The sequence below is a fragment of the Pleurocapsa sp. PCC 7319 genome, from assembly GCF_000332195.1.
GTDB lineage: Bacteria > Cyanobacteriota > Cyanobacteriia > Cyanobacteriales > Xenococcaceae > Waterburya.
This window is the reverse complement of record NZ_KB235919.1, coordinates 295,431-321,338: the sequence shown is the minus strand read 5'-3', so window position 1 is coordinate 321,338 and position 25,908 is coordinate 295,431. Positions and strand designations below refer to the sequence as shown.

Annotated in this window: 21 protein-coding genes; 8 read left to right on the top strand and 13 right to left on the bottom strand. The window is 36.0% G+C overall.

Annotated features, from left to right (window positions below; translation table 11 throughout):
- Window positions 1–55: 55 nt before the first annotated feature.
- On the bottom strand, window positions 56–244 hold the full coding sequence (locus PLEUR7319_RS0102785) for a cation transporter (RefSeq protein WP_019503685.1): 189 nt from the start codon (window positions 242–244) through the stop codon (window positions 56–58).
- A 244-nt stretch (window positions 245–488) separates the two neighbouring features.
- Between PLEUR7319_RS0102785 and PLEUR7319_RS0102780 the strand changes: the two genes are divergently transcribed.
- Entirely contained in the window at window positions 489–926 is a 438-nt protein-coding gene (locus tag PLEUR7319_RS0102780) for a DoxX family protein (protein WP_019503684.1), read from the top strand.
- Between the two features lie 167 nt (window positions 927–1,093).
- Here PLEUR7319_RS0102780 and PLEUR7319_RS0102775 read toward each other — a convergent pair whose 3' ends face one another.
- The 5 genes from PLEUR7319_RS0102775 to PLEUR7319_RS0102755 form a co-directional block, all read right to left on the bottom strand.
- The gene (locus PLEUR7319_RS0102775; protein ID WP_019503683.1) at window positions 1,094–2,188 is read right to left on the bottom strand and encodes a cyclic nucleotide-binding domain-containing protein; all 1,095 of its coding nucleotides are present in this window, start codon (window positions 2,186–2,188) and stop codon (window positions 1,094–1,096) included.
- 23 nt (window positions 2,189–2,211) lie between these two features.
- The gene (locus PLEUR7319_RS0102770; protein ID WP_019503682.1) at window positions 2,212–3,393 is read right to left on the bottom strand and encodes a hypothetical protein; all 1,182 of its coding nucleotides are present in this window, start codon (window positions 3,391–3,393) and stop codon (window positions 2,212–2,214) included.
- 1 nt (window position 3,394) lies between these two features.
- Window positions 3,395–4,180, bottom strand: coding sequence for a MinD/ParA family protein (locus tag PLEUR7319_RS0102765; protein WP_019503681.1), 786 nt, complete (start codon window positions 4,178–4,180; stop codon window positions 3,395–3,397).
- Between the two features lie 61 nt (window positions 4,181–4,241).
- Window positions 4,242–6,860, bottom strand: a complete 2,619-nt coding sequence (locus PLEUR7319_RS0102760) for an aromatic amino acid transport family protein (protein WP_019503680.1) — start codon at window positions 6,858–6,860, stop codon at window positions 4,242–4,244.
- 74 nt (window positions 6,861–6,934) lie between these two features.
- Window positions 6,935–8,377, bottom strand: a complete 1,443-nt coding sequence (locus PLEUR7319_RS0102755; RefSeq protein ID WP_019503679.1) for a cache domain-containing protein — start codon at window positions 8,375–8,377, stop codon at window positions 6,935–6,937.
- Window positions 8,378–9,055: 678 nt separating this feature from the next.
- Here PLEUR7319_RS0102755 and PLEUR7319_RS34000 point away from each other — a divergent pair.
- On the top strand, window positions 9,056–10,159 hold the full coding sequence (locus PLEUR7319_RS34000; protein ID WP_019503678.1) for an ATP-binding protein: 1,104 nt from the start codon (window positions 9,056–9,058) through the stop codon (window positions 10,157–10,159).
- A gap of 29 nt (window positions 10,160–10,188) precedes the next feature.
- Window positions 10,189–10,998: a response regulator gene (locus PLEUR7319_RS0102745; RefSeq protein WP_019503677.1), complete on the top strand. Its 810-nt coding sequence runs from the start codon at window positions 10,189–10,191 to the stop codon at window positions 10,996–10,998.
- On the opposite strand, the gene PLEUR7319_RS0102740 is transcribed toward PLEUR7319_RS0102745, so the two are convergent.
- On the bottom strand, window positions 10,977–11,261 hold the full coding sequence (locus PLEUR7319_RS0102740; RefSeq protein ID WP_019503676.1) for a Nif11-like leader peptide family RiPP precursor: 285 nt from the start codon (window positions 11,259–11,261) through the stop codon (window positions 10,977–10,979). The two genes, PLEUR7319_RS0102745 and PLEUR7319_RS0102740, sit on opposite strands and share 22 nt — an antisense overlap.
- A gap of 417 nt (window positions 11,262–11,678) precedes the next feature.
- On the opposite strand from PLEUR7319_RS0102740, the gene PLEUR7319_RS0102735 reads away from it, so the two are divergent.
- Window positions 11,679–13,280, top strand: coding sequence for a TolC family protein (locus PLEUR7319_RS0102735; protein WP_019503675.1), 1,602 nt, complete (start codon window positions 11,679–11,681; stop codon window positions 13,278–13,280).
- Window positions 13,281–13,344: 64 nt separating this feature from the next.
- Here PLEUR7319_RS0102735 and PLEUR7319_RS0102730 read toward each other — a convergent pair whose 3' ends face one another.
- Window positions 13,345–16,014 (bottom strand): glucosidase, encoded by a 2,670-nt coding sequence (locus PLEUR7319_RS0102730; RefSeq protein WP_019503674.1) that lies wholly within the window; start codon window positions 16,012–16,014, stop codon window positions 13,345–13,347.
- 314 nt (window positions 16,015–16,328) lie between these two features.
- Window positions 16,329–16,718 carry a CsbD family protein gene (locus PLEUR7319_RS0102725; protein WP_019503673.1) on the bottom strand — a complete coding sequence of 130 codons (390 nt, stop codon included), beginning with the start codon at window positions 16,716–16,718 and terminating at the stop codon, window positions 16,329–16,331.
- Between the two features lie 387 nt (window positions 16,719–17,105).
- On the opposite strand from PLEUR7319_RS0102725, the gene PLEUR7319_RS0102720 reads away from it, so the two are divergent.
- From PLEUR7319_RS0102720 to PLEUR7319_RS0102710, 3 genes are all read left to right on the top strand, one after another.
- The gene (locus tag PLEUR7319_RS0102720; protein WP_019503672.1) at window positions 17,106–18,707 is read left to right on the top strand and encodes an apoptosis inducing factor family protein; all 1,602 of its coding nucleotides are present in this window, start codon (window positions 17,106–17,108) and stop codon (window positions 18,705–18,707) included.
- Window positions 18,708–18,712: 5 nt separating this feature from the next.
- Complete coding sequence (locus PLEUR7319_RS0102715) at window positions 18,713–20,230, top strand: GMC oxidoreductase (RefSeq protein WP_019503671.1); 1,518 nt, start codon at window positions 18,713–18,715, stop codon at window positions 20,228–20,230.
- 74 nt (window positions 20,231–20,304) lie between these two features.
- Window positions 20,305–21,087 (top strand): DUF1206 domain-containing protein, encoded by a 783-nt coding sequence (locus tag PLEUR7319_RS0102710; protein ID WP_019503670.1) that lies wholly within the window; start codon window positions 20,305–20,307, stop codon window positions 21,085–21,087.
- A gap of 192 nt (window positions 21,088–21,279) precedes the next feature.
- Here PLEUR7319_RS0102710 and PLEUR7319_RS33995 read toward each other — a convergent pair whose 3' ends face one another.
- From PLEUR7319_RS33995 to PLEUR7319_RS0102690, 4 genes are all read right to left on the bottom strand, one after another.
- Window positions 21,280–22,239 (bottom strand): DUF1822 family protein, encoded by a 960-nt coding sequence (locus PLEUR7319_RS33995; RefSeq protein ID WP_019503669.1) that lies wholly within the window; start codon window positions 22,237–22,239, stop codon window positions 21,280–21,282.
- A gap of 71 nt (window positions 22,240–22,310) precedes the next feature.
- Complete coding sequence (locus PLEUR7319_RS0102700; RefSeq protein WP_019503668.1) at window positions 22,311–22,994, bottom strand: hypothetical protein; 684 nt, start codon at window positions 22,992–22,994, stop codon at window positions 22,311–22,313.
- Between the two features lie 128 nt (window positions 22,995–23,122).
- On the bottom strand, window positions 23,123–23,671 hold the full coding sequence (locus PLEUR7319_RS0102695) for a hypothetical protein (protein WP_019503667.1): 549 nt from the start codon (window positions 23,669–23,671) through the stop codon (window positions 23,123–23,125).
- A 226-nt stretch (window positions 23,672–23,897) separates the two neighbouring features.
- A complete protein-coding gene (locus tag PLEUR7319_RS0102690) occupies window positions 23,898–24,947 on the bottom strand; it encodes a tyrosine-type recombinase/integrase (protein WP_019503666.1) in 1,050 nt (349 codons plus the stop codon).
- Between the two features lie 105 nt (window positions 24,948–25,052).
- Between PLEUR7319_RS0102690 and PLEUR7319_RS33990 the strand changes: the two genes are divergently transcribed.
- Window positions 25,053–25,907 (top strand): hypothetical protein, encoded by an 855-nt coding sequence (locus tag PLEUR7319_RS33990; RefSeq protein WP_144054228.1) that lies wholly within the window; start codon window positions 25,053–25,055, stop codon window positions 25,905–25,907.
- Window position 25,908 lies beyond the last annotated feature (1 nt).

Sequence of the window (25,908 nt, the reverse complement as noted above, 5' to 3'; positions counted from 1 at the left end):
ATTATCTTTCTTGACTTAATTTAATTTAGAAAAAGTGTAATCAAAATAAATTTAATCAATCCAATTTATTTCCTGATGCTACAATTAGTTGCTTAAAAGTTTCAGCAGATGCCTTAGATTCTATTGTTACTTTTTTGTTATCGAGATCGATATTAACCTTAGCGTTTGGTTCGGAAGTCAATATAGTTTCTTTTAGCTTTTCACTAGCTTCTGAACTATCTAAAGTAGGTACGTAAAACTCCATTTTAAATTTTCTCCTAAAACATAAGTTGATTAAACTACAGCATACTATTTGTCACTGTCTAGATTTAACTATCTTTAGTTATAGGTATACTCTTACCATCGATAGAACCTAGTAATGAATAATTGCTTTGAAATATTTAAATCTAACTTATGACCCATTTTATATTGACTATTTCTTTTTAAATTAACAATAACCTAATACGATCTAAAAGCTACGTCTAATTGTAGAACGATGACCATAAATCATGAAAATAATTCAAAATTTATTCCAAATCCTTATTCTAAAAAATAAACAAATTTTCCGAGGCATACTAGCAGTTTGTATGATAGTGGCGGGATTATTACATTTCGTCTTTCCCGAACCGTTTATCAAAATTGTTCCTAATCTGCTACCTTATCCAGGCGCATTGGTTTATCTTAGTGGTTCCTTAGAAATTATTGCAGGAATTAGTTTGTTAATTCCTACTGTGAGTCAAATTGCAGCTTGGGGTTTGGTTTTACTATTCATAGCAGTATATCCAGCGAATATTAATATGGCAGTTAATCATATTCAGATTGCCAATATCCCTGATAGTAATTGGTTTCAAGCTATTAGATTACCGTTTCAATTTGTGTTAATTGCTTGGGCTTGGTGGTTAACTCGCCCTGACAACCACAGCGATCGCCTTTCAACTTCTAATTAGTGGCTTTATTCTAAACAATTACCAAATCTTGAGAAGATTGCATATTTGATACTGGTCGTCAATTGGGAAATGATGGGCGAGGTAAGCCGAAGAAGAGAAGATCGAACTCAGGTTAATCGAGTTTTCTGCCCGTTTGAATTTTTTGGCAACAGAACCAAAATTTCCGCTCAACTTACCTTTAATCTTTCGAGCATCCAATCAAATCTAGTTGCTGCTAAAGACATTTGTTCAAGAGTCTTAGCATCTAGTTCATCCTCATATTGAATTTGGTCATTTAGAGATTTACCTTGGACATAAGTGCGTCTACCAACGCTGAGTCTACTGATTATTCCCTGTAATTTATCAGCTAATAATATTACGATCGCCTGATAAAAACGAGCAGCAAAACCGATATCCTGTTGTAGTTTGGCGATTAGTGTCGGTCGGGCTAGAGAAAGTACTAAAGAATCTTCGACTGCAGTCACTGTAGCGTAAGGCAAACGACCATCAATAAAAGAGGTTTCGCCGATAATTTCCCCTTTATGCAACTTGGCGATTTCCCGTCCAGAGGATTCTACCCCTTCTAAAGTGGCAAATATATTAGTTAAAGGATTGCTTTGATCGCTTTCCAGAGAGACTGCCATTTGTCCATCCAAAACCAAGTATAAAGCTTCAACTGGTCCTCCCTGACGAATTAAAGTAGTTTGAGCAGAAATTTTCTCCAGAGTTCCATTAGCGATCGCCCAATCGAGATCGCTATCGTGTAATTGCCCAAAAATATGTAGTACATCTCTAACAGGCTGAGACTTAGCAAAGTTTCTACGACCAAGACGATTGAGCAAATGTTGTAATCTATTTAAATATAAAATGGCGCTCGCTCGGTAAAAGCGAGCAGCAAATCCTTTATCTTGGTCTAACTTATGTTTCATTTCTGCCAAAGGCAGAGACATTACTAAACATCTTTCTGAGGCTCTAATAGTAATAGCTCGAGAATTAAAGTTTGTAAAAGTATTTTCACCTACTATTTCTCCACGAGATAAGCACATAATCTCGATTCCAGGAATATTTGTACCTTCTAGAGTGGCAAAAGCGTGAGCTAAGGGATTATTGTGCTTTTGCGAGAGTATTGCAGTGGCTGTTCCTTCTAAAAGAAGATAAAAATTATTAAAAGTATTTCCCTCACGCATTAGTAAAGTATCTGGGAGAATTTCTTGTTGTTTCCCTGTGGTGATTATCCAATCAATATCACTATTATTTAATTCTTGTAATATAACTTCTGTCATTGTTTTGTACCCATCAATAGGTATTAGGTGTTGGATAGTTTGGTTTTATTTTGCAATCGGTGAAAGATTGTCTCGAGTCTTACAACAGCCTGGTCAGAAGCTAATTCTTCTAAGGTCAAATGGGTCAAAGCCATCAACATTAAAGGTTGATTTGAACTTAGTTTTAACTCCTTGGCATACTTGCGATCAAAATGCTCTAAATTTTTGGCGGCAGCTACAACCAAAGCTTGTAAAATTTTAAAAGCTCGATCTGAAAGTGGTGACTGACCTCGGTAGTTTTGTAATCTACCCTCTTCTCGATACTTAGGGAATGATTCTAAACCCATAAAGCGCAAAAACCAGTCAGCGCGGTAATGTCCAATAGCAGCAACAATACCTCGATAATCAGCGATTAGTTCGTCGAGTAGATTATTCTGCATTGAGTTAAACAGACGACGAGTAAAATAATGAGTGCATTCGTGTTCTAAACGAATTGTCAAAGATAACTGGCGCCACTCGGATTCTGTTAATTCTATATCCTGAGGGGCAACATTACTATAAAATCCATCGCTAAGAATAATAAAACGGTCATGATAAAGATTTTTTAAGGGAATTAACTTCATAAACTCTTGTTTCCAAGCCATATCCCCAGAGTTAGCTGAATTTTCTTGCTCCCATTGCTGACGATATCTACGAATCCGTGACCAATTATTGTAACCAGCTATCATGCAAGCTCCCATAGAAAGGGGAATGGCTTGAGGTTCGTTGCGTTTAGTTAAAGCCTGTACTAAAGTTACAAAATCTTCTCTATTACCAGGAAGTAGAATGGGAATTGCCCCAGCTAAACTAGGATAAATTTTCAAATCAAGTTTTTCTGGTTGTTTTAGCTTGAGACCCGTAGCCTCAGGTATAGTATGTGGATCGGCTCCCCTTAGAGTAGCAGCGCGATAAGCTTCTGTTTGGCTAATACCTTCAGCAATAGGAAAATGTAACTGAACCAAGACATTTTTCAGAGTCGACCAAACACCTATTTCCTCAGAAATATTAAGATACTCTGACCAAATCGCTACATAAGGTTCGGGTTCCAAAGGAAACTGAAGAGATGATTGCCAGTTACTATGGTCAAAAACATTTTGATTGTAGGCAGATAGCTCCTCGATTTCAGTTGCTGTGGCACCATAAGTCCCTAAAACACTAGATTCAAATTCTGGTAGTTTTGATATCATCCTAGCCTCCTACTGCTAACATATATTTTTCTTGGACTATCTGTGCCGTAATATTGGCTACTGTCAAACTGAGAGGATGGTTAGGATAGTTCAAACAAAAAATATCTCTACTACCAAGCTGTGCAATCTCTTCGGATAGAGGAACAATTCCGACCACTGGAGTTTTGTAAGTCATTTCCATATTGTGTTGTAAAGCATCAAGATTGGAACTAGATAGTGCTTTATTCACAACCAGCATGATATTGGACATATCTAACTTACGGGCAACTTCTAAAGTTACGGCAGTTCCCTGAAAATCTTGTTGATCTGGACGTAAAATCACCACCAAGCGATCGCTTATGGCGATCGACAGTAAAGTCTCTTCGTTAAGACCAGGATGAGTATCAATCAGCAAATAATCTAAGTCTAAGGCTCGAATCAGTTCATTTAAGCCATCATTCAAGTGAGCTACATCATATCCCTCTCGCAAAATTCGAGCGATTTGACCAGCTTTAATACTAGAAGGAATAAGATAAAGACTACCACTTGTTTTTGCTGTTTTTAAGACATGACTGACATCGTAAGCAGTATCCTTAATCTGACAATTACCCCAAAGGTAATCATTTAAGGAATAATTCATGTGGTCTTCGTCTAGACCAAAAATAATGTGAATTCCAGGAGATTGAATATCTGTATCGACAACACCTACTCTTTGCCCTTGTAATGCCATACTTGCAGCCAGGTTAGCAGTTAAATTGGATTTACCTGTACCACCACGAAATGAATGAACGGAAATAATTTGACACATAATAATATTGCTCCAGATTTGGTAATTAAAAGTAATTAAAATTGAATTTCAGAATTTCAACTCATACAGTTTGTCTGGCTGCTGGAAATTCCAACTTGCACCAGCATTTTTGGGAATTCAGAGGCAATAGAACTTTATCTCCGAATAGTTTGAGATCAAACCGCATCTTGTTATTTTCTTGATATATTTCGAGCATTGAAGGCAAATTGACTGAGCCAATTTTATGGTTATTACTATGTCCCCATACCCTCAATTCCTCCAGTTGTTTAGTTGATAATTCCAAGATGGCGTAGCGCAAGGATGATAGAGTAGAAATTTCGACAACAGCAGCTTGATGATTTTGTTCCCCTTCTATATATCCCAGCTTAATCTTGGCTGTTTTTGGTTTTCCACCTGCGGTAATTTTAAGTAGGCTTTGTCCTTCGGTTCCCTGATTTTCCTCTAACTCGATTACAGTACGAGAAATGAAAGCTCCCGTTGACAACATTACCCAAGTAGCGGTTAAAGACAACACCGTAACACTCAAAGCACTGATACGGGCTAAGGGATGTTCCCAAATGAATAAACCATGAGCGACAATAACTAGTAAAGAGAAGCAATATATACTTCCTAGTAACCAAGGATAATTAAGCAGTTTAACTACCCTACCTGGTAAAAGTTCGCCTTTACGCCGACTAGAAATTAACAGCAGGACGGGGAAGATACCTCCAATAACAGAGTTACCCAGCACTCCAGCAAATCCCACGACATTGGTAAATGATTGTTTATCAGCCAGTAGAAGTCCTTCAGTTAATAAAAAAACTAAGAAAAGGGGAATCAAAGAAAGCAAAAAAGGACGTTGGTTAGCTAAATATTGGGGTTTTTTGGGGTTTTTTGGGGTTTTTTGGGGTTTTGGACCCCAAAAATCGGATTTTAACCCATTTTTGTCCCAATTTCCTCGTTCAGACATTGCCATAGAAGAAATAACTTTTAAACAGACTCGATCGCGATTAGCTGATTGAATTTCTAAATTAAGGTCAACTCCCTGAAGATTGAGTTGGGGATATTGAGCAAATAGTTCTTTAATGTCCCAATCTTTATCAACCTCAATATCTTGTTGATAAATCGTTCCTTGCAACTGTAAATCGAGACGAAAGGTTAATTTACTATCGTCAAATTTCAGATAAGTTATTCCGATTAAACAGCAATCATAGCGATCGCGAGTTTGTAAAATCAGTCTCTCCTGTTGATGAGATAAAGTGACAATAGATTGTCTTTGATCGGGAAGCAACTTTCTAGACAAATTAACTAGAGAACTAGAACTCCTCAACCAAGACATTCCCAATAGTAAAGTAACTAGTACTGTACCTAAAAATTGACCCTGCGAGCCAATTTCTTCGATTAGTGGCTCTAAAACTGTCCCGGTCTGACTAGCCAATATATTAGGTGCAATCGTGCCATCAACAGCCACCACCCAGAGACAAAAAAGAAAGGTTAAACAAGTTGTTCCGGCTATACTTCCCCCAATCAAAGAATTAGCGCTGGGATCTCTGGGCAACACAATTTTGGCACATTCGCCGACATATACGTGTCCAAAGTAAAGCATCAGAGTAACACCAAAAACTCGCTTTAGGATCTGAGGTTTAAAAGAGTTTCCTTGCAGCCAATTCCAGTCTAGGTATAGTAGGTTATCTAAGTTATCTAGTTGCCAATGATTAAAACAGAGCAAAGAGAATAACAACAGCACGCCAACATTAAGAAATGCCAATAAAATTGTGACCCCGAGAGTTAAATGGAATGACTGATGAGAGACCACATATAACCCCAGCAAAAATAGTATTCCTGCCCAGATAGTAGCTGGTAAAGTCGTAAAGGTGGCTATTGTTGTCGACAAGCCAATATAACAGGCAAGTACAATTAAAAAGACTCGAATACTGACAGCAATAACTAGAATCATTGAACCTGTCTTACCTAAGTAATTAGCTGCTAGTTGTTTAAAAAAGGTTTTACCAGAACGAAAATCTTGACTACGACTAATTGCTTCCGCCATACAAATCATGGTCAGGATGTTAATCCCCCCTAACACAATTAATAAAATAACCGTTACTGAAGACCCCAACTCAGCGGTAGCAATAGGTAATGCTAAGAAAGCTTGGGGAAGTCCCAAAGCAATCGTCACTAAAGTAGCTAACCAAAAAGATGGTAATGATTCAATTCTTTTGGCGATCACAAACATCAACCAATGATATTTATCTACTAATGACATTTCAGAGATAAATGCATCTTTTAGAGGTTTTTGATAAAGTCTGTAAAAAGCTTGGTGGAACTGTATTTGTTCACAGCCTAAAACCTGACGTATATTGGGTATCAGTAATTCAGTAAATTTGTATTTCTCTCCTAAAGCCTTAAGTAACGCTGCTTTTCGTTGAGGATTGTCGGGAACTAATACTGACCAGTCCCTCGCAAAACGCTCCAATTGCTGAATTCTCGGTCGCTCCATTTTAGAATTATCGATGGCAAAAGCTTGGAGAAAAGCTAACTCGCGATCGCTCTCACCCGAATCAGTCAGAGTAAAATCCACCCGCGATCTTGCTGCTAATAATGCTGTTTGTTTCTCAATCAAAAAAAGTAAAGTTTTAGACTGTTTAGCAGACATTCCTGCCAACAATTCTTCTTGAGAAATTAATTCATTTAACGACATCTTTGCTACCTCTCTCAACAACCATTCAATTCAATATTTGAGTTTGACATCACAAAACTCCTAACTGTTAACTGTCAAAGATTGGCTACAAAACGAGTTTTTTGATCTTCGGCTTTTTTGTGTAATTTTTGGAAGTATTCTTCCTCTGTTTGTGCTTCTGCGTTGACGCGATTTTTTAACCGTAGAGCCTTTTTTTGCAGGTCTTTAAAATATTCTGTTCCGGTGATCTCTGATATCTGACGTTCTTTTTTAGTTTCATCAATTTCTACTCGCAAGTTTTGCACTTGTGACTTTAAATATTGTTCCCGATTATTTATTTCTTCAGCCATCTTGAGAAAAACACCAGCTAGTCTACCTAGGTCATCTTGAGAACGAGCTATTTTTACCAACGATTCAGGCTTAAACTCACCTCTTTGTAATGCTTTTCCTGCTTTAATTAAGGCACGAATCGATTTAATTAATTGGTTAGAAAGTAAAAGAGAAGCTATGACGGCAAACCCTCCTACAATCAAAACAAATAAGCCATTTTGCCAAATCATCGCCCGCATAGGAGCTTCAAAAATGGCTTTTGGTTTATTAACTCCCAGTACCCAAGATTGAGTCTCCAGTGGCGCAAAACCAGCTATTTGATGAGTTTTCTCAATAGGGGAATAATAGCTGACATGACCTATTTGTCTTGCTCCCACCATTACCTCTGCTAGTTCAGGGAGATTTAGGCTACCAATTTTGTCTCGACCATAAGAATTTTTGGCTTTCAGCTCTTTTTGAGTATCTGAAGGTAGTTTATTTAGACTACGATAAAGAAATGAATTATTTGGATGAGCAATGACTACTCCCCGCTCATCTACTAAAAAAGCTTGAACGTGAGAATCGACCCTGATGGAGTTAATCACCTTCCACACATCAGGACCTTGTATTTTTAATACTGCTACACCCAGAGTTTCTCCTCTGTCAGAACGAATCGGATGAGCAAAAAATAATCCAGGTCGTCCGCTGGCTGCTTCTACCAAAAAGCTAATGGATGCTCCAGCTTCACTCTGAATTGCTTTTTTGAAGTAGTCGTAAAAACTCTGATTTTGACCAATACAAGTTGGATCTGTAGAAACACGACAAATACCATCCTTATCTATAATAAAGACAGCATCGTAGTCAGAACTAGAGCGCAAGATTATTTCTAAGCCTTTTTCAACCTTAGAGAAAAGTTCTTCACTTAGTATAGAGTTAACAGTTAAGAATTTAACTATATCGGCATTTCTAGAGACTTGATTAATGATTAAACGATTATCAAGAATAAATTGGTCAAGACGGTTAGCATTACTAACAGCAATAACCTCTAATTTATCAGATTCACTTTGGACCAAATTTTCCAAACCTAATTTAAGATTGTTATAAGCAGTCAAGCTCATTGGTATAGTTGCTGCTAAAAAAATAACAATTAATAGTTTGGCAGAAATTGACCAATAGAAAGGACTAATTCGTCTGATATAGTTACTAAATTCAGTAATTTTCTGCGGCATCTCATTGAGTTATTTTTAATAGAAAATGGTACTAATACTAAATTTTGAAAAATTTTGTTTATTACCTACGTCTTCATATTAAAGATACTTTTATTTTGTCTTAAATAAAATTCATTTTTTTAATATAAAAATTCATTTTCTTGTTGTTTTACAAAAAGATCAATCTTAAGAAAAGTTATTTTTTACCAAATTTATTTTATTGTAATTCATATAATCACATAGTAGTTTTAAAGTAGCTTACTTGAAGTAAGCTACTTTTTATTTCAAAAATTTTAATTTATTCTAAAATTTTTAAATTTTAAGACTTAAGTGCTGATTGACTAAAAGATAGTTTTTTATTGAATCTAATAATATTTCTCGCCTTTATTTTATTTACTGTATAAATCAGATTTTATAGTATTACACTTAAAGTAATAACGTTTTATTAGTTTTGTTAGTTGTATTAAATTAAGCTTTTTGCCAAGATAAAAATAGTAATTTAAGAAAAATATGCATTAAAAAAAAATATTAAATAATGATTTATACCCAACTGAAAATTTTTATCTAATTCTAAAAGACAAAGTATTTGAGTATAAATAATAAAATATCAAATTCAAGTTTTATTATTTTTTGTCTATAAATATTTTAGAAGTGGACCAATTACAATCTATATATCTCTAGTTTTAGAATTCGAAAAATATGACTATGCTAGACGATCAAATAAATCAAGAAAAAAGAGAGGAGCAATTAATTGAATTTCAGTTTTTGCTTAAAAACATCAATGCAATGATATTAATTTTTCAAGACAATCAAATTTACTATGTAAATCCAATGACTAAAGTTTTAACTGGTTATTCAAAAGAAGAATTAGCAGTTAAAACAGATTTATTAAGGCAACTTGAACTTCAACAAAAATTACAAAATTCGGAATTTGTTAATTACATTGACTCGCAACACCAACAAGTCAAATTATTAACTAAAAATGGTAAACAATGCTGGCTAGATTGTTCAATTAAGAAAATTCAGTTTGCTGAAAAACCAGCGATCTTTTTAACAGCGGTAGATGTTACTAAATATAAACAAGCAGCAAACAAAAGTGCACAAATTCTTGAACAGAACAAAAAACTTATCTCGATGGTTTCACATGAGTTGCGGACTCCTTTAAATATCATTTCATTTTCTTCGCGATTGTTGAGTCGCTATAGCGATCGCTGGAAGCCATCAAAGGTTAAAAAATATCTCGATAGACTTCAAAGAGGTATTGATACTCTCAATATGTTAATCGACGATTGGTTAATTCTAGGTAAAGCTGAGAGTGAAAATCTAAAGTTTGACCCTCAACCACTTAATCTTGAGCGATTTTGTCATAATCTATTATCCGACCTCGAGTCAGGCGATCGCCACATACAGCAAATTAATTTTGTTCTTCAAGGGGATTGTTCGTCAATCAATGTAGATCGCCGAATACTACAGCTTATTCTGACTAATTTATTAGAGAATGCAATCAAGTATTCTCCTGATGGTCGCGAGATTTATTTTGTAGTCTCTTGTAGTTTTAAACACACTACTTTTAGTATTAAAGACCAAGGTTACGGAATTCCGCAAAGTGACCTTGATCAATTATTTGAACCATTTTATCGAGGAAAAAATGTTGAACAACTACCAGGCAATGGTTTGGGATTAGCTGTAGTCAAAAAGCTAGTAGATGTTCTTGGTGGTCAAATTGCCATCGAAAGTGAGATTGGAGTAGGAACAGAATTTGTACTTTCTTTACCTAATGAGACTAAACAAGTTTGTAATTAAAACCTTGAGTGTGAAACGTGGAGTGTGAAATGACTAAAGTACTAGTAATCGAAAATGAACAACAGACCAGAGAACTGCTAACCGAATATTTAGAGATAGAAGGATTTGAAACAATTAACGCCGCAAATGGTTTGATTGGAGTAGAAAAAGCTCATGAATATTTACCGGATATCACTATCTGTGACATCGCGATGCCAAAATTAGATGGCTATGGAGTTCTTAAAACACTACGTCAAAATCTTGATACAGCAATTATTCCCCTAATTTTTCTGACAGGAAAAAATACTCAACAAGAAGTCAGAAAAGGTATGGAGTTAGGCGCAAATGACTACCTGATTAAACCTTTTACTCCAGAAGAATTACTGAGAGCAATTTTAGCTCAACTAAAACAAAGAACTCTATTTAAGCAATGGTTTGCTGTTAAATCTCAAGTTATCGCACAATCGCCTGAACCAGAAATTGATGAATTCGTTCAATTTTCTTCGCTGTTTACTTCTTGTGAACATCTAAAAAAAGTTTATGACTTTATTAATACGCACTATCATGAATCAATTAGCTTACGAGATGTAGCCAAACACCTTGGTTTTTGCCCTGCTTATTTAACCGGATTAGTCAAAAAACACACAGGTGAGCCCCTCAATCGCTGGATTATTAAACGTCGGGTCACAGCGGCACGAACTTTATTATTGGAAACAGAAAAATCAGTAGAGCAAATTGCTGAAGCAGTAGGTTATCAAAGTATCAATCATTTTTTTCGCCAGTTTCGTCAATATTATGGAACTAGTCCTAAAGCTTGGCGCAAAGCAAATTGTCAATCTTATTTTTCCTTGAACAGATAACAGTCAAAGCGATCGAGTAGAGATTGAACTGAACTACCTCCAATTATATCTTGTTGTTCAATCTCACTTAACTCTTGATTTTTAGTCGTAGAATTTAAAAGCTCATTTTTAGCAATTTTTAATTCTGTATGAGTGCATGAAAATCCTGCAGCCTGCAAAATTTGATAACGTTGCTGATAATTAGCTGCTTGTTCCAATTGTTTTCTAAATTTTTCATCTACTAAAAGACGACTATACAGTGCTTTGGCGTTTTGAATAGACATATTATTGTTACTTGTTAATTATTTAATTACTGTTGAGGCTAAATCAATACGTATGTCCTAATTGAGACATATACAAGTTTTACTTATTAGTTTGAAAACAATCTACCCCTCTTAGCTTTAAACTATAGAATTAATATATTTTTAAAACAAACTATTTTTTTAACTAGTAAATTACTTTTTTTGATTGTTTTAAATATTCTAAGAAAATAAGAAAAAGCAATTTATAACTAAATTTTGTTAATTAAATTTTTATTAAATATTGCTTATTATCAGGATAGTTATTTTAAATAGAGGAAACTTGAAAATCAAAAAAACAAAAAAGTTATATTGAATTATATTAATTGTTTTTGAAACAACTTATTAAAGTATATTGATTTTATTTATTTTAAAAACTTTTCTAGAAAAATGGAGATGAGAATGAATGATACTGTTAGAGGAGTTAAAGCTATTGCTATTGGTGTACCGATTATTTTATGTACTGAAACTCCAACTAAGGCAGAAGATGTGGTTGATATCAATCATGAGCAAAATAACCAGAAAATAGTCAAGTTTCAATCCAATACGGCACAAGATTTGACCCATAGCATTCCACCTCTTACAGTTAATCAAGCTAAGGTTGAAAATGATGATTCATCTCTGATTGCCAAGTCATTAACTCAGTCACAAGTAGACTCAGCTTCTACCTTTAATAATCTTAACTCTAGTGCTAATCCCTTACAAATTCCCGCTAAAACTCAGGAAGTACAAATTGAAACCAACCAACCAATTACTTTAGAAAAAGCTATAGAGATAGCAATTCGCAATAATCAAAATTTGCAGATAGCCCGACTAAATCTAGAACGCTCTCAACGAGAATTAAGAGAAGCCAAAGCAGCACTTTTTCCTACTTTTGATACCCAACTAAATTTATCTGAAGCTAATACTGCTGAATCGGAAATAGAATTAGAATTAGCTCGACAACAAGAGATAGAAAATATTGATGAAGACACAAGTAATAGTTCTTTCGATGGTAGATTGAATTTTACTTACGATCTTTATACAGGAGGAGGAAGAGGTGCAGATATTAAACGGGCGAAAAACCAAGTTCGCTTAAGTGAATTAGAATTAGAAGAAATTAATTTCGAAACCCGTTTTGAAACTGTTAGAGACTATTATAGTTTGCAAAATACCGACTCTCAGGTAGAAATAGAACAATCAGCGGTAGAGGATGCACAGCAAACCCTCAAAGATGCTCAATTGCTACAACAAGCAGGGTTAGGAACCAAATTTGATGTGTTAAGTGCCGAAGTAGAATTAGCAGATGCTCAACAAAGACTAACTACAGCTAAGGCAGAGCAAAAAGAAGCTAGAAGACAACTAGCAACAACTTTAAGTGTGGGACAACAAGTAGAACTAAAAACTGCCGATCCGATTAAACTAGCCGGTGATTGGCAACTTTCTCTTGAAGAAACAATTATTACAGCATATAAAAATCGTGCTGAACTAGAACAATTTTTAGTACAAAGAGAAATTAATGAAAAACAAAAGCAAATTGAGTTAGCTAGTGTTAGACCTCAAGTAAGTTTTGTTGCTAGTTACAATCTTCTTGATGTTCATGATGATGACGTAGGTCTAAGTGATGGTTACACCATTGGAGCAAGATTAAATTGGACTTTATTTGATGGGGGTGGAGCTAGAGCTAGAGCAAAACAATCAGAAACAGACATTAAAATAAATGAGACAGAATTTGCCAATCAACGTAATCAAATTCGTTTTGAAGTAGAGCAAGGTTATTACGCTCTTACCGCCAGTCAAAAAAATATTACAACCTCAAAACAAGCAGTGAAATTAGCTGATGAGGGTTTGAGTTTAGCAAGACTTCGGTTTCAATCAGGAGTAGGTACACAAACAGATGTAATCCAAGCTCAAACTAGATTGACAAGTGCAAAAGCTAACTATCTTCAAGCGATTATTAATTATAATCAGTCTTTAAATGAGTTAGATCGAGCGGTCACTAACTTGCCAGATAAGAAAGTGTAGTGGCAATGCTTAGTTGAGTGATAAGTAATTACCTACTACCCAGTCTCCAAGTAGCTCAAATCAATTAGTTATTACTATATTCGCTTCTTTGCATAATCAGCTTAGCAACTAAACCAGTCCAACCAGTTTGGTGAGATGCACCTAAACCTGCACCGTTGTCACCATGAAAATATTCATTAAATAGTAGCAAGTCCTTCCAGTTAGAATCAGATTGGAATTTGGTAAAGTCACCGTATAATGGTCGAGTTCCGTTTTCTTGCGGTAGAAAGATATTAATTAAACGTCTTTCTAATTCAGTTGATACTTCCCAGAGAGTCATCATCTTACCTGAACCAGTAGGACATTCTACTTTAAAATCACCATCGTAGTAATAGTCAAATTTCTGTAATGTCTCGATTAGCAGATAATTAATTGGAAACCATATAGGACCTCGCCAGTTAGAGTTACCACCAAACATCTTAGTGGGCGATTCAGCAGGTTCATAGGTTACATCGTAAGTTTCATCATTTGTTTCAAAAATATAGGGATGTTCTTGATGATATTTAGAAACAGAGCGAATACCATAATCGCTAAAAAATTCCATTTCATCGAGCATCTTTTGCAGTAGAAGATGTAATTTATCCTCATTTACTACTGCTAATAAACGACGAGAGTTATTATCACATCCCTCCATACAGGCTAAATTACGACTTAGTTGAGGGCGTTGATTGATAAACCATTCAACTCTTTTTTTGAATCTAGGTAGTTTATCGAGAGTTTTTTGTTCGATGGTGGTCACTGCAAATAGAGGAATCAAACCTACCAGCGATCGCACTTTGAGATCGATATTTTCGCCATTGGGTAGATGCAAGACATCATAATAAAAACCGTCTTCTTCATTCCATAAGTCTGTACCTTCTGAACTCATATGATTCATGGCATCAACTATGTAAAGAAAATGTTCAAAGAATTTAGTGGCGATATCTTCGTAAACATCATTATCTTGTGCCAACTCTAGAGCAATAGTAAGTAAATCTAAACAATACATTGCCATCCAACTAGTACCATCGGATTGAGATAATTTACCCCCTGTCGGTAATTCGCCACCACGATTAAATACACCGATGTTATCTAAACCCAAAAAGCCACCTTGAAAGACATTGTTATTGTTGTTATCGTGTTGATTTACCCACCAAGTAAAGTTAAACAGTAGCTTTTGAAAGACTCTTTCTAAAAACTTTTTATCGGATCGTCCATAAATCTTCTGTTCTATAGTGTAAACTCGCCACACAGCCCAGGCATGAACTGGAGGGTTGACACCGTCAAAATCCCATTCATAAGCTGGCATTTTCCCGTTGGGATGCATATACCATTCTCGAGTAAGACGTTCTAATTGTTTTTTAGCAAAATCTGGGTCAATTACCGCTAAGGGAATCATATGAAAAGCCAGATCCCAAGCTGCAAAATAGGGATATTCCCATTTATCAGGCATAGAGATAACATCATCGGTATGAAGATGTATCCAACCACTATTTTTTCCCTGTTTGCGTTGCTCAGGTGGTTTGGGTAGGGCAGGATCTCCTTCTAACCAAGTATCAATTACGTAATGATAATATTGTTTGTTCCATAACATTCCCGCAAAAGCCTGACGTTCTACATTCTGTAATTCTAGGCTTTTTGAGTAAGGAGAAACACGCTGATAAAATTCATCTGCTTCTTGTTGCCTTACCTGAAAAATATCATTGAATGGTTGTCCGAAAGGAATATCTAAATCTGGTTTGTTGCAGAGTCTTAACTGTATACCAGTGGTTTCTCCGGCACCGATTTCTAGTGTATAGTAAGCTGCAAATTTCGTACCAATTTTATCTGAATTAACTGCATCATGTTTTCCATCTACTACATATTTATGAAAAGCATCTTTGACATAAGAAACATTTTCTTGACAGGATAGTTTTTGAAAATTAGTATCATTTTCTGTAAATAATAACTTTGGTTGTTGGGCGCAATATAACCATCTTTTGCCCAAATCAGGATGTTGCGCTTCGATAACACTATATTGTTTTGCCTGATTATATATTTTTAGTTGTGGTTTTTCGACATCATAACCCCAAGACCATATATTACGGAACCAAAGAGTAGGAAGTAAGTGAATGGTTGCAGTTTCCTCAGCACGATTTGCCACCTGAATAAATATCAAAATATCTTCATCATCGGCTTTGGCATATTCCACAGTGACATCAAAATATTGGTTGTTATCAAAGATACCTGTATCAATTAACTCAAATTCTCTGTCTTTTAAAGTTCGTTTCTTATTTTCATGTTCTAATTGCCAATAGGGAAAAGCTTTCTGTGGATATTTATAAAGAAACTTCATGTAAGAATGAGTTGGTGTATTATCGAGATGAAAATAATACTCTTTGACATCCTCTCCGTGATTACCCTGACTGTTAGTCAAACCATACAATCTTTCTTTCAAAAAGGGATCGTTTTCATTCCACATCGCCAATGAGAAACATACCCGTTGATGATTATCCGAAATACCTGCAATGCCGTCTTCTCCCCAACGATATGCTCGATAGTGCGATTGTTCAAAACTAAAATAATCCCATGCCGAACCATCTGCACTATAGTCTTCCCGTACGGTTCCCCACTGACGATTACTTAAATAACAACCCCATCTACGCCAATACGCTTCACGTTCTCTATCCTCTTGTAATCTTAGTTCTTCTTGGGTAAGTTTTTGAGGTTCAGACATAGTTTTTGGCAATATAAATATAATATTGATCTCCAATATATTGCGGTTGCTTTTCCAATTTAATCTGACCGATGATTGAGATCTTAAGAAGCTAAATACCTACTACAAATTAGAGCCAAGACTGAAATACTATCTAAGTATAATATGTTCTCCATCAAAAGACATAGGAAATACGAACAATAGAATAAATAATCGACTTAGATTATTTTAAAATAATCTAAGTCGATCTTAAATAATTATCTAAACTATCACCAGTTTACTTATTTTCTTTAAATTGGTTAAATGTCAGACTTTCTACCACTAAAACTAGGTAATTACTCAAAGAAATTTTTGACAGAATCAATCAAGTTTTCCGATGTATCTTCTATTTGATCTCCCGCTTCATCTAATTTGTTTTTGGTAGTGCCAATATCTTGCTTAGCTTTACCCTTTGCCTGTTCTAATGCACCTTCAGTTTGACCTGTTACTTTACCAACATTTCGCTTGACAGTACCAATATCTTTTTCTACTTTTCCTTCTACCTTATCGCTGATTCCTTCTACAGTAGCAGCAAGATGTAAATCACTAATGGTTGCAGCATTAGCATTTAAATTGACATTGGCAAAGCAATTTGTCCAAGCGAGAATTACTATGGTAACTGCACTAATAATAATAGTTAGTTTTTTGGCATAAAACTTAAATATGCTAGATGTCGAACTGAACATAGCCTATTGTCTCCTAATTCTTAATATTTAGATGCTAAAGTAAAAACTCTTTATTTCTATCTTCCTAGAGTTAGATATATGGTTTAGCCTTTTAGAACCCAAAAATAAGTGATAAAGGTTATAAAATCTTGAAAAGAAATTCTTTTATCGAGACTTGTCAAATTATTTAAGACTAAAGTTAGATACTAAAAAAATTTTATTTACCGAAAATAGTAACTGAAATACCTCTGACTTACTGCGATTCTGATTAAGTAGAATATGCAGGCGATGGTTTTCAAGTCAAAAAGTTACAGCTGATTAATCGTGTCGATAGAACTTATCGAACTGAAAATTACTTAAAGATAACAGCCGTAGTTGATAAATTAGATGTTTGATAGTTAACAATAAATGAAAGAAATAGCTGTAGCCAAGGTAAACGATTTACAAAACGGACAAATGCAGCAGATAGCTGTAGAAGATTCGCAAATTTTGTTATCTAAGATTAATGATCGATTCTATGCCACCAGTGCATTCTGTACTCACTACGGTGCACCACTAGAGACAGGAATATTATGTGGAGAAAAAATTGTTTGTCCATGGCATAATGCTTGTTTTAATGCGATCGCCGGACAGCAACAAGAACCTCCAGGACTAGATTCTTTAGCAACTTTCGCTACAAGGGTAGAAGGGGAACAAGTATTAGTTAAGTTACCTCCAGAGATCCCTCAACAACGAACTTTGGAAATGGCTAAATGTATTCCTAATACTGATGATCGCACTTTTATTGTTTTAGGGGCGGGTGCTGCTGGCATAAGTGCTGTAGAAGTGTTACGTCAGAAAGGTTTTCAGGGTCAAATAGTTTTAATTAGTGCTGAAGAAAAGTTACCTTATGACCGTACTAAATTGAGTAAGAATTATCTTCAAGGTAAAGCCAAGGAAAATTCTTTGTCCTTGCGTAGTTGCGAATTTTACGCTCAACACGACATCGAATTGCGTTTTGGTAATGCAGTAACTAAAGTAGATGCACTGAAAAAGTCTCTTACTTTTGAAGATGAATCTGTTCTTGAATATGACTCTCTACTATTGGCTACTGGCGGAAAAGCTAGAAATCTTGATGTCCCAGGGGTAGATTTAGAGAATATATTTACTTTACGTCAGCCAGAAGATGTCAACTCCATTTTAGATGTAATTAAAGATATTCAAAAAGTTCTAGTAATTGGTTCTAGCTTTATCGGTATGGAAACAGCAGCTAGTTTAACCCAACAGGGATTAGAAGTTACTGTCGTTTCTCCTAGCAATGTCCCATTTGAAAAAGTATTGGGGGATAAGTTGGGAAAAATGTTCCAAAAACTGCATGAGAAACATGGCGTAACCTTTAAATTTGGCTCCAAGGTAGTTGAATTTACTGGTGAAAATAAAGTTAAACACGCAGTTCTAGATAATGGTGCCAAAATTGCCACTGATTTAGTTATTGTCGGTATTGGTGTCGAGCCTAATACTAGCTATCTTGAAGGAATCAAACTTGTTGAACAAGATCACAGTATTCCTGTTAATGAATATTTACAAACTGAGATTAAAGACATTTACGCAGCAGGGGATATAGCTCATTTTCCCTATGCACCGATGGGAGAATCAACCCGCATTGAACATTGGCGACTAGCAGCACAACAGGGACGGATTGCAGCAGAGAATATGTTGCATCAAGATACTGATAATCGACTGACTGTAAGTCAGATTGTTCCTTTCTTTTGGTCTGGTCAATACGACTTAAAACTACGATATGTAGGACACGCAGAAAAATGGGATGAAATACATATTGATGGCGATCTAGATCGAGCAGAATTCCTCGCGTTTTATCTTCAAAATAACAAGATTATGGCGATCGCAGGAGTAAACAGAGATCGAGATATTGCTGCTATTTCTGAATTGATGCGTCTGCAAAAAATGCCTGATGCAGCAACTGTTAAAGATCAGGCAATCAACTGGGTTAGACAAATCAGTAATCAGTAATTAAAATGAATCACTACGACATAATTATTATTGGTGCAGGCGCAGGTGGCGGTACTGTTGCCTATTCCGTTGCTTCCACAGGTAAACGGATCCTAATCTTAGAAAGAGGCGGATACCTGCCTAAAGAAGATGATAACTGGAATCCTGACGCAATTTTTCAGGGCAGAAAATATCAAATACAAGAGAAATGGTTCGATAAAGATAACAATGGTTTTTTACCTCAAGCTTTTTATAACGTGGGAGGTAATACTAAAGTTTATGGTGCGGCTTTGCAACGAATGCGAGAAGCTGATTTTGGAGAAGTAAAACATCAGGAGGGTATTTCTCCTGCGTGGGAATTAAGCTATCAGGATATCGAACCCTATTATACTCGTGCTGAAAGTATTTTTAAGATCCACGGACAAAAAGGAGAAGATCCCACTGAACCACCTATGACTGCGGAATATCCTTTTCCACCTCTGCCTCATGAATCAAGATTACAAGAAGTTGCAGATGACTTACAAAGATTAGGTTTACATCCTCATCATTTGACATTAGCAGTCGATCGCAATACGGAAGATACTGATAACAGTCCCTGTATTCGATGTGCTACCTGCGATCCTTATCCCTGTAAAATCGATGCCAAAATGGACGCTCAAAAAGCCTGTGTCGATCCAGCAATAGAATATGACAACGTAGAGTTAAAAATTAATGCTTTAGTAACAAGATTAATTACTGATAGTAGTGGCGATAAAATTAAAGCTGTCGAAGTAGAAATTTGCGGGAATAAGGAACAATATACCGCTGATACTTTTGTCTTGTCATGTGGTTCAATTAATTCTGCTGCATTGCTATTAAAATCTGCTAACGAAAAGCATCTTGATGGATTAGCCAACTCTTCGGGTATGGTAGGGCGTAACTTAATGCTACACAATCATTCAGCAATTATGGCGATCGCCGACAAACCAAATCCTACCGTTTTTCAAAAAACCCTCGGTTTTAATGATTTCTATTTCGGCAGTCCCGAACATGATTATCCCTTAGGACAAATTCAAATGACAGGTAAATCTAAATGGAATCGATTAGCAGAGTTTTCTCCCGACTCCGTACCCAAAACCACATTAGAATATTTAGCAGAACATTCCGTTGATTGGTGGTTAACTAGTGAAGACTTACCCAATCCCGATAATTGCATCACCTTAACCGAATCAGGCGAAATAAAAGTTAATTTTACCCCTAACAACACCAAAACCCATGAAAATTTTGTCAATATGTGGCAAGGATATCTAAGAAAAGTGGGCTTTTTTATGTTTATGGTCAAAAAAGTGCCTCTGAAAGCAGTATGGCATCAGGTAGGTACTTGTAAGTTTGGCTCAGACCCTGAAACTACCGTTCTCGATCTTAACTGTCGTACTCATGACGTAGAAAATCTCTATGTTGTTGATGGTAGCTTCTTTCCCAGTATGGGTGCGGTCAATCCTACTCTGACTATTATCGCTAATGCTTTACGAGTAAGCGATCATCTTAAAAGTAATTTGGGATAATCTTACATACTTAGATAGATAAAAATAAGACACTTATTCAATAAGCTGAATAATGAATTTGTGATTTATTCAGTATGGAAACATTTGCCAGATTTGGCTATACAGCTAAAGGTTTTGTCTATAGTGCTATCGGCATTTTGGCACTACTGGCAGCATTTGGTATTGGTGGAGAAACTACTGATACTACGGGAGCTTTAGAAGAGATCGCCACCCAACCTTTTGGAAAAATATTATTAGCTTTGATCGCCTTTGGTTTAGTCGGATACGTTATGTGGCGTTTAGTCCAAGCTATTAATGATCCCCAAAACAAAGGTACAGATGCTAAAGGAATAATCACTCGCTTAGGTTATGTTCTTAGTGGGGTCAGCTATGCAGGGGTAGCTGCTAATGCCGCTTTATTAGCTATCGGTTCCAGCAATAGTGGTAGTGGCGGTAACTCTAAGCAAGACTGGACTGCGATGGTCATGGAGCAACCTTTAGGAAGATGGTTAGTGGGTCTAGTTGGTGCAGTAGTTATTGGAATTGGTTTTTGGAGACTTTATGAGGCTTACAAGATTAAATTTCGTAAGAAACTCGATTTGAGTGAGCTGAGTTGGCAATATAAAGACTGGTTGATTAATATTTGTCGTTTTGGTATTGCTGCCAGAGGAGTTGTTTTTATCATGATTGGCTTTTTTGTTTTGCAAGCTGCTCACCAATTTAATCCCAATAAAGTCAAAGGACTAGATGGCGCATTATTGACCTTAACCCAGCAACCTTATGGAAAAGTTTTATTAGCTTTGATGGCTTTGGGATTAATAGCCTATGCTGTAAGTCTATTGGTACAAGCGCGTTATGGTCGAATTAAAATCAACTAAGCTAAGCTAATCCACATTTAACTTGCATATTTATTAATTAGGAACCAGACCTTACAACCCTCTCCCCATCTCCCCATCTCCCTATCAGTCTCAACCGAAAAATTTGATGTTGACCAGCTTAGTCCCCAGCTGTACTCTTGCCACAGCCATATTGTGAACAATCCAACTCCTTCTCAAATATGAGAACAGCAGCTACAAGACAAAATTTTCTTTAACTGTTACCCGATTAAGAGTGATTTCGATACTAAAGCGATCGCCCTGATGACCGCTAAATCTACGTAGTTGAGCATAGTTATGAAGACTACCAGAAACAGTTTCTTGAAGTATTTTCCCTGAGGGGTCAAGCATCTTTAATTGAAGATTACTGGGTAGATACTGTATTCCAGCGCGAGGATACACTTGCACCAAAATATTAATCATTTCATCTGGTTGAGTAGTTAGCACTAACGCCAACACCACTGAATAATCGTCTAATTCTATTCCTAGATTGATCGCTTTAGCCCGTTTAACCTTTTTTTCTAGTTGCTCTATATCCCTCACTACTATTGGTTGAGCGGACTTAACTTGTATTAAGGTTTCGATCATTTGCCAACCGGTTTCCACGACTCCCTCAAACCAGTTATGAAGTTGAATAGGTGGCTGATTAGAAACTAAAGACGACTGCGAACTAGATGAACTCTGTTTAAGCTGAGCTAAATAGGAAGGAAATTCTTCTAAGGAGCGTAGCTTAGCTAGCGGGATGTGTGCAGATGCAGCAGTAGTGAATCCTAAAATTACAGCTTGTTTGAGAGAATGTTCTAGTCTGACAGCAATATAGCCAATTCTATCTGAGTGGACATCTGGAGGAATATCTAAATTTTCTGCATCTGGTAATACTGGGCGACATTCTACCTGACCTAATTGTGGTAACGATATATCCGCTACGTCCATAAATTTAACTAATAGAGGATTAAAACTATCACTTTCCAGCAAACTAGTTTCAATAGATAAGCAATGAAGATAAAAGTTGACTGCACATATAGCTAAGATATTTAAATACACCTGCTTCGCTTTGGAGACACTATTTTGCAGCTGACTATATTTCTGCGCTAGATTGTGTTCGGCATAACCTAGAGAAACGGTGAAGGTACAAGTTGAAGTTAGCTCTTTCATGTTTGATTATTGTTGGAAAATTAAAGATAATACTTATTCATAATTGTTCGCTCAAGGGTACAAACATATAATTATGCTTGTAAATACTTTTTGAAATAGGGCATCAATTTTTTTAAGCGACGACTAAAAAAACTACAAAGTGTTGTTGATGCAATATCAAATTCACTAGCAATTTCGGCCCAACTACGATTATCAATCAACCTGGCTTTAGCTAATACTTGAAAAGTCACAAATGGTCGATTTTTGACAAATTCAGCTCCCATTAATCTTTCTGGATCATTTTCAATAAATTGTCGCAATAATTCTTCATCATTAGACAAGTCTGAAACCGACAAATAATTATCTAAATTATCTAAATTCGGAAGACAAATCATCTCCTTTTGCTGAGCCTTGGGAATATTAGTGATCCCTTTTTTACGATAATCATTAACTACATTAATAAACTGTTTTTGCAAGCGAAAATTGACCCAAGCCATTACGGGATTTTGAGGATTATAAAGCTCGATACGATGACAAACTTCTAGTAGAGTTTTTTGTAATGCCTCATGATAAATATCTTCGTAAAAATTGAATGCCCAAGAACCTTGTTGAGGATGACCTAATTTAGGTGAGTGGCAAATTTCATTCACCAAGCGACTAATAGCTAGCTGTCTTTGACTACTACGAGATGGATATCTTTGAGCTTCAACTGCCAATTTTCTAAGGTATTCTTCATAATCTTTATTATTTAAATCATCACCTGAAAACTCATTCACCGTTGATACTTCCTTAGGGACTTTCAGTTTATCTACAATCCTATAGATCTTATAGCTAAATTTAAATTAACAACTTAAATTTAAATTGATTTAAACTATTAGGCAAATTGCTTATTTTTACCTACTTTCTAAATAACCTGCGCTAAGAAAATAGCATCCTTCAAAAAGGAAGAGTTTAAAAGATTATTCTTTTGCTTGAAGTTAGAATAATACTTAGACATCATCTTCGAACTTTTTTTAATTTGTGTTCCTGGAGCTAAAGAGCTTTCCTGATTAGTAGATATATATTCAAGGATATATTTAGTAATTAAAGAGCGACAGTTTTTTTTGGTAATACGACATTTAATTAATTTAGAAAGCTTTTTAAATAACTTTGGAGCTGCCACATTAGTAAAATAATCAGCACTATAATTGTTTTCTATGGCAATTTGACTATAAGTTTTATTTTGCCATACACCTTTGAGTATCAATACTTCTGCTGTACCAAGAGACTGATCGCACATCTCAAAGAATAAAAGATCTAAAGTGTAGATAATTAGTTCAAGATTAAGGTTATAATCAGCTCTATTACTAGTTTCTACTCTTTGCTTGTGGTCAGAAAAACTGAAACTAGAATATTCTTGGTAATTAGTTATATGTTGATTGACATCTGTTTTATTTGATTGGTTACTTAGCATAAAATTCCTTATTTGAACAACAAAATGCGATCGCTAAGATGTAAAACATCAATACTGCTACAGTACTTCTGCTGTTGCGAGAAAAATTGAACGATAGTATCAATTTTTCTTTAGCTGGCAAAAAGTAAAGTTCTCTTCTACTAGTTATTCCGATTACAATCCTAGCGATCACGCAAGTTGTTACAAAACTTTGCAATATACGACATCAGTTATTACTTGGTCAGGTTCAAATTTTTACATCGATACAAAGTGCGGGATTATTCTCATGTCGTTCTAGAACATGAGCGTAAATTGCTGTAGTTTTAGGATCGCTATGTCCCAAAAGCTCTTGAACTTGTCTGAGACTTGCGCCACCAGCTAATCCTAAGGTTCCTGCGGTATGACGCAGACTATGACAAGACCGAGATGACTCCGAGTCGATTTCTTTTAATCGAGCAAGTTCTAGATAACCATCAACTATGTAGCGGATACCTCGACGGGATAATCTACGACCATAAAAACGATTTGAGAGAGAAATAAATAAACTAGAATTTGGTGTTTGTTGTTCTCCTGCTACTAATCTGGCCTCTAAATAACGCCACATTAACTCTGCCAGATCGGAGCGCAAGGGAACAGTTCTAATTTTTCCTTTTCCTTCAACAGAAAGAGAGCAAGTAGAACTTTTACTTCCTCTAATATTGCCAAGATTGGCTCGATTGAGTTCTACAGTCCTCAATCCTTCTAATGCCATGAGACTGAGCAAAAAGCGATCGCGCAATGATTTAACTGAGTTATCGTTACTAATCAAAGATAGTAAATGTTGTAATTGCTCCAAAGTAAGAAAGGTTATTTGCTCGACCACATCAACCTTGGCTCTGGGAGGATTAACGCCGACTACAGGATTTTCTTTGATCAGATTTTGTTGAAGACAAGCATGATAAAAAGAGCGCATTACTACTAATGCCAGAGCAATAGTAGAAGACTTTAGCTGACGTACTTCTATCAAATATCGTCGGTAGATTAAAATTTCCTCTCGACTGACTAAGGCTGGAGATAAATTGCGATCGCTACACCAGATTAGATAGCGATCAATTCGACGTTGATAAGTCACTACGGTATCAGGGCAAGCATTACCATTTGCTACTTCTAATTCCAGATATCGCCGAAAACATTGCTTCATCGCCTCTGTGGTCGGTAAAGTCAGGGCTTTAAATTTAGTTTTACTGTTAGACCGAGATAATTGAGGAGGTTTATGGCTACTTCCGGGATAATGGTAATTCCGTTTGATAATCGGCATAAAACAATATGGGATACTAAGAATATTTTACTGCCGAGAAGACTAGTTTCCGGCAGCAAAAACGGTACAATTAGCTCAAATAGGTTTTTCTTTGGTAAGACAATCGTGAGTAAATCGAGACAACGCCAATCTACCTCCACCAACTATTATGTGGGGACAATTCCCGTTTTCACTCCTTTGAGTTCACCAGAATTAGATTTACGTTCTCAACTAGAAAATCAAGTTAGAAGTGCCTTTTATACTGCCGGGATGGCATTAACTCAACTGAAGGAACTACGGCTCTATAGAAGCACTCACCTCAGCTTTGAAGAGTTTTGTCAAGATGTATTTGGCTATAGTCGAGATTATGCCTATCTCAAAATGACAGCAGCCCAAGTTTATCAGAACTTACTTGATAATCTGCCGACCAATGGTCGGCAAGTACCCCTGCCAACTCGTCAACGACAATTACGTCCCATCATCAAAGCCAAGCTAAAGGATGATGTACAAGTTCAAGTTTGGCAAGAAGCAGTTGATTTAGCCCACAATCAAGTTCCTACAAGCTCCATTGTTGCCCAAGCTGTGCGTCTTCATCAAGCCGCGGAGCAAAATTTAGTCAACCCTTTTACTTCAGGTGAAATTTGTCGCCTCGTGGTTCGAGATAATTCACAACTCAAAGGCAAAGGAGGGTGTTGGTGTATTGTCGACCAAGTATATCTCTCTAGTTGTACGGTTAATACCTGGTCAGATGAGTTTGAAGTACCAATTGAGAATTTGGAATCTTTAGGCTTTGACGCTCAACAATATCAAGCACTGGAAAACATAGGTGTACGGATGACTAAGTTATATGAAACAGGTTCTCTAGACCAAGCTGCCTTCTGGATTCTCAATGGACTAGCTAAATTAAACCGACCTTATCTAACTACCTTAGAAGAAAAGCTACTAGAGCTATTAGAGGAAGAGTATGCTGTTAATTCTTGAC

Excerpts from the sequence above, each read along its gene's own strand:
- PLEUR7319_RS0102740 (WP_019503676.1), bottom strand. The coding sequence starts at position 11,261 with ATGTCTATTCAAAACGCCAAAGCACTGTATAGTCGTCTTTTAGTAGAT.
- PLEUR7319_RS34000 (WP_019503678.1), top strand. The coding sequence starts at position 9,056 with ATGACTATGCTAGACGATCAAATAAATCAAGAAAAAAGAGAGGAGCAA.
- PLEUR7319_RS0102770 (WP_019503682.1), bottom strand. The coding sequence starts at position 3,393 with ATGATATCAAAACTACCAGAATTTGAATCTAGTGTTTTAGGGACTTAT.
- PLEUR7319_RS33995 (WP_019503669.1), bottom strand. The coding sequence starts at position 22,239 with ATGAAAGAGCTAACTTCAACTTGTACCTTCACCGTTTCTCTAGGTTAT.
- PLEUR7319_RS0102735 (WP_019503675.1), top strand. The coding sequence starts at position 11,679 with ATGAATGATACTGTTAGAGGAGTTAAAGCTATTGCTATTGGTGTACCG.
- PLEUR7319_RS0102690 (WP_019503666.1), bottom strand. The coding sequence starts at position 24,947 with ATGCCGATTATCAAACGGAATTACCATTATCCCGGAAGTAGCCATAAA.
- PLEUR7319_RS0102780 (WP_019503684.1), top strand. The coding sequence starts at position 489 with ATGAAAATAATTCAAAATTTATTCCAAATCCTTATTCTAAAAAATAAA.
- PLEUR7319_RS0102785 (WP_019503685.1), bottom strand. The coding sequence starts at position 244 with ATGGAGTTTTACGTACCTACTTTAGATAGTTCAGAAGCTAGTGAAAAG.
- PLEUR7319_RS0102695 (WP_019503667.1), bottom strand. The coding sequence starts at position 23,671 with ATGCTAAGTAACCAATCAAATAAAACAGATGTCAATCAACATATAACT.
- PLEUR7319_RS0102715 (WP_019503671.1), top strand. The coding sequence starts at position 18,713 with ATGAATCACTACGACATAATTATTATTGGTGCAGGCGCAGGTGGCGGT.
- PLEUR7319_RS0102755 (WP_019503679.1), bottom strand. The coding sequence starts at position 8,377 with ATGCCGCAGAAAATTACTGAATTTAGTAACTATATCAGACGAATTAGT.
- PLEUR7319_RS0102745 (WP_019503677.1), top strand. The coding sequence starts at position 10,189 with ATGACTAAAGTACTAGTAATCGAAAATGAACAACAGACCAGAGAACTG.
- PLEUR7319_RS0102775 (WP_019503683.1), bottom strand. The coding sequence starts at position 2,188 with ATGACAGAAGTTATATTACAAGAATTAAATAATAGTGATATTGATTGG.
- PLEUR7319_RS0102720 (WP_019503672.1), top strand. The coding sequence starts at position 17,106 with ATGAAAGAAATAGCTGTAGCCAAGGTAAACGATTTACAAAACGGACAA.
- PLEUR7319_RS0102730 (WP_019503674.1), bottom strand. The coding sequence starts at position 16,014 with ATGTCTGAACCTCAAAAACTTACCCAAGAAGAACTAAGATTACAAGAG.
- PLEUR7319_RS0102765 (WP_019503681.1), bottom strand. The coding sequence starts at position 4,180 with ATGTGTCAAATTATTTCCGTTCATTCATTTCGTGGTGGTACAGGTAAA.
- PLEUR7319_RS0102760 (WP_019503680.1), bottom strand. The coding sequence starts at position 6,860 with ATGTCGTTAAATGAATTAATTTCTCAAGAAGAATTGTTGGCAGGAATG.
- PLEUR7319_RS0102725 (WP_019503673.1), bottom strand. The coding sequence starts at position 16,718 with ATGTTCAGTTCGACATCTAGCATATTTAAGTTTTATGCCAAAAAACTA.
- PLEUR7319_RS0102710 (WP_019503670.1), top strand. The coding sequence starts at position 20,305 with ATGGAAACATTTGCCAGATTTGGCTATACAGCTAAAGGTTTTGTCTAT.